We start from the raw sequence: 3,991 nt of genomic DNA on the forward strand, positions 1-3,991 counted from the left end.
AGGAGCCGGCGGATCCCCCCGGCGATCGCGTCCTTCGTCATCGGCGGCTCAGCGTGCTGCCCGAGCTCGTCGAGCGACGCGTCACGGTGCTCGAGGCGCAGCGAGCCGGCGTACTTGAGGTGTTCCGGGACCTCGTCGCCGAGGATCTCGAGCGCGCGCTCGACCCGGGCGCACGCGGCCACGGCGGCCTGCGCGGAACGGCGGAGGTTCGCGTCGTCGAAGTTGACCAGGCGGTTGGCGGTGGCGCGGACCTCGCGCCGCTGGCGCATCTCCTCCCACTCGGCCGTCGTCCGTGCTGCACCCATGACGGTGAGCATCTGGCCGATCGCCTCGCCGTCGCGGATGACGACGCGGTGGACACCCCGGACCTCGCGGCCCTTCGCGGCGATGCCGAGCCGGGAGGCCGCGCCGACGAGCGCCATCGCGGCCTCGTTGCCGGGGCAGGTCACCTCGAGCGCGGCGGCGCGACCCGGGTCGGTCAGCGTGCCGGACGCCAGGAACGCACCGCGCCAGATGGCGGCGAGGTCCTCGCGGTTGCCCGTGGTGAGGCGGTTCGGCAGCCCACGGACGGGCCGACGACGCGCATCCATCAGCCCGGTCTGGCGCGCGAGGGTCTCCCCCGCCTCGAGCACCCGGACCAGGTACCGCGTGCCGCGACGGGAGGACGCGGACGACCCGACGCTCGCCTCGGACCGGACGCCGTAGAGCTCGGCCAGGTCCTTGCGCACCCGGTGCACGATGATGCGGGTGTCGAGCTCGACCTCGACGGCGATCCTACCCGAGATGACGTGCAGGCCGCCCGCGAACCGCAGGATGGTCGCGAGTTCGGCGGCGCGGACCGTGTTGCGGTTCACGACGACCCTGGCCAGTTCGTCCTTGACCTCGGCAGTCAACGGCACAGCATCATTCCTAACGTTTTCTCGGTGGGGCTCCGCGGCCCGGCGACGCTCGCGTGGGGAGCGGCCGGAGGGACGGTCACTCCCGGCCGAGATCTCGGTTCTTCACACGCACGGCGACGCTGGGCATCCCGCGGAGGAGACTCGCCAGCTCGGCGACGATGGCGACCGAACGGTGCTTGCCGCCGGTACAGCCGATGGCGATCGTAGCGTGTCTTTTGTTCTCGCGCTGGTACCCCTCGAAGACCGGCTCCAGCACATCGGCGTAGCGCTCGACGAACGGACGGGCTCCCGGCTGTGCCAGGACGTACTCCGAGACAGGGGCGTCGAGCCCCGTGTGGGCCCGGAGTTCCGGGACCCAGTAGGGGTTCGGGAGGAAGCGGACGTCGGCCACCATGTCGGCGTCCGCGGGCAGGCCGTACTTGAACCCGAAGCTCATCAGCGTGACCTGCACCCCGACGAAGTGGTCGTCCGCGAACTTCTCGGTGACGGTGTTCGCCAGCTGGTGGATGTTCAGGTCAGAGGTGTCGATGATCATGTCCGACGCCTCGCGGAGCCCGGACAGCCGAGCACGCTCGCGGCCGATGCCGTCGAGGAGCGTGCCGTCGCCCTGCAGGGGGTGCGGACGTCGGACCTGCTCGAACCGACGCACCAGCACGGCGTCGGTGGCCTCGAGGAAGAGCACCCGCACCCGCGCGGAGGTCGTGGACCGGACCTGTTCGACCGCCTGCTCGGGGTCGGTGAAGAACCGGCCGCCGCGGACGTCCACGACGGTGGCGATCTTCGGGATCTTCTCGCCGGCGCGGTCGGCCAGCTCGGTGAGCGGCGCGAGCATCTGCGTCGGCAGGTTGTCGACCACGTACCAGCCGAGGTCTTCGAGGGCCTTCCCGACCGTGGACCGCCCCGCACCGGACATCCCCGTGACGATGAGGATGTCGTGTTGTTGGGGGGTGGTGGTAGCGGCGGTGTCAGTCATCTGGGAGGGAGCTCCGTCGTCGCGGCCCGGGCGGGTCGCCCGGGAGGGTGTCGGCTGGTGGTCGGCCACGTCAAGGCTATCGCCCGTGCCGTGCGGGGCGCGCGGATCGGCCGGGAGGCACGCATCGCCTCACGCGGGCAGTTCCGGCCCGTCGTCGGTCACGTCCGGCACGACGACCACGGAGCGCTCGTCGCGGACCGGGGCCGCTCCGTCGGGTGCCGAGGCGCTGCCGGGTGCGGAGGCGCTGGCGGGTGCCGAGGCACTCGTCGGGGCCTGTGCGAGCTTGGCGACCACGGCGGCCGCCGTCGCGGGTCCGATGCCGGGCACGACACCGATCTCCTCGGCGGTCGCGGCCCGGAGGCGCGCGACCGACCCGAAGTGCTTCAGCAGCGCGGCGACCCGCGACGGCCCCAGCCCCGGTATCTCGGAGAGCTGCGACCGGACGTCCCGCTTGCGACGGGTGCGCTGGTGCGTGATCGCGAACCGGTGTGCTTCGTCGCGGATGCGCTGGACGAGGAAGAGCGCCTCGGAGTTGCGCGGCAGGATCACCGGGAAGTCGTCGTCGGGCAGCCAGAGCTCCTCGAGGCGCTTCGCGATGCCGACGAGCGCGATGTCGTGCACCCCGGCCTCGTCCATCGCCCGCTTCGCCGCCTGCACCTGCGGTTGCCCGCCGTCGACGATCAGCAGCTGCGGCCGGTATGCGAAGCGTTTCGTCGGCTTCGAGCCCTCCACGACGTCGTCGGTGGTGACGTCCGGGACGTCGGGCACCGCTGCGTCCTCGTCGAGGCGTGCCAGCCGCCGCGAGAGCACCTGGTACATGCTGTCGGTGTCGTCCGTCGTCTCGGCGATCGTGTACCGCCGGTACTGGTCCTTCCGGGGCAGCCCGTCCTCGAACACGACCATCGAGGCGACGACGTTCGTGCCCTGCAGGTGCGAGATGTCGTAGCACTCCATGCGCAGGGGCGCTTCCGTCATGCCGAGGGCCTCCTGGATGTCGGCCAGGGCCGCGGACCGGGTCGTGTAGTCCGCGGAGCGCTTGGTCTTGTAGAGCATGAGCGCCTGCGCCGCGTTCTGCTTCGCCGTCCGCGCCAGCCCGGCCCGGTCACCGCGCTGGGCGGTGCTGAGTTTGGTGCCACGGCCGCCCCGTCGCTGGCTGAGCCACTCCTGCAGGGCCTCGGCGTCCTCCGGCAGCTCGGGCACGACGACCTCACGCGGCGGCTCGTCACCCGCGGCGTAGTTGCCCTGCACGATCTGCTCGACGAGGTCGCCGGTGGCGATGTCGAGCTCCTTGTCGACGACCCAGCCGCGCACACCGCGGATGCGGCCGCCCCGGACGGAGAACAGCTGCACTGCCGCGGCGAGCTCGTCCTCGGCGATCCCGAACAGGTCGAGGTCGACGCTGTCACGCAGCACGACCGCGCTCTTCTCGAGCACCGCCTCGAGCGCCTCGACCTGGTCGCGGTACTTCGCCGCCTGCTCGTACTGCATCGCGTCGGCCGAGGCGCCCATCCGCTGCCGGAGGTGCGTGATGACCCGACGGTCGTAGCTCGACATGAAGCGCACGAACTCCTCGACGAGCGCGCGGTGCTCCTCGATCGTGACCTTCTGCGAGCAGGGCCCGCCGCACTTGCCGATCTGCCCCGGGAAGCACGACACCAAGCCGTACCAGCGGCCGGTCAACACCGTGTTCCAGAACTACGCGCTCTTCCCGCACATGAGCGTGCTCGAGAACGTCGCGTTCGGCCTGAAGCGGCGCCGCATCCCGGACCCGATGACGAAGGCGACCGAGGCGCTCCGGCTCGTCGAGCTGGAGGGATCCGCATCGAAGCGGCCGGCGCAGCTGTCCGGCGGCATGCAGCAGCGCGTCGCCCTCGCACGGGCGATCGTGAACCGCCCCGCGCTCCTGCTCCTCGACGAACCGCTCGGCGCCCTCGACCTCAAGCTCCGGCACCAGATGCAGTTCGAGCTGAAGTCGATCCAGGCCGAGGTCGGGCTGACGTTCCTGCACGTCACCCACGACCAGGAAGAGGCGATGACCATGGCCGACACGGTCGCGGTCATGAACGGCGGCGGNATCGAGCAGATGGGCAGCCCGCAGGAGCTCTACGAACTCCCGCGC

General features: G+C 71.3%; 3 protein-coding genes and 1 pseudogene. 1 reads left to right on the forward strand and 3 read right to left on the reverse strand.

Features of this window, described 5'->3' with window-relative positions:
- The 3 genes and pseudogenes from whiA to uvrC all read right to left on the reverse strand — a co-directional run.
- The coding region (whiA, locus tag I59_RS01190) for a DNA-binding protein WhiA (RefSeq protein WP_022902313.1) at positions 1-899 on the reverse strand (899 nt) is incomplete at its 3' end.
- 76 nt (positions 900-975) lie between these two features.
- On the reverse strand, positions 976-1,872 hold the full coding sequence (gene rapZ / locus I59_RS01195) for an RNase adapter RapZ (protein ID WP_022902314.1): 897 nt from the start codon (positions 1,870-1,872) through the stop codon (positions 976-978).
- 270 nt (positions 1,873-2,142) lie between these two features.
- Positions 2,143-3,522, reverse strand: a pseudogene (gene uvrC / locus I59_RS01200) (excinuclease ABC subunit UvrC); the annotation flags it as partial.
- On the opposite strand from uvrC, the gene I59_RS01205 reads away from it, so the two are divergent.
- On the forward strand, positions 3,425-3,991 hold a 567-nt coding region (locus I59_RS01205), incomplete at its 3' end, for an ABC transporter ATP-binding protein (protein WP_261976484.1). The pseudogene uvrC and the gene I59_RS01205 overlap by 98 nt on opposite strands.

This window comes from Curtobacterium sp. B8, from assembly GCF_000333315.1.
In the GTDB taxonomy this organism is placed as follows: Bacteria; Actinomycetota; Actinomycetes; order Actinomycetales; family Microbacteriaceae; genus Curtobacterium; species Curtobacterium luteum.

Excerpts from the sequence above, each read along its gene's own strand:
- rapZ (WP_022902314.1), bottom strand. The coding sequence starts at position 1,872 with ATGACTGACACCGCCGCTACCACCACCCCCCAACAACACGACATCCTC.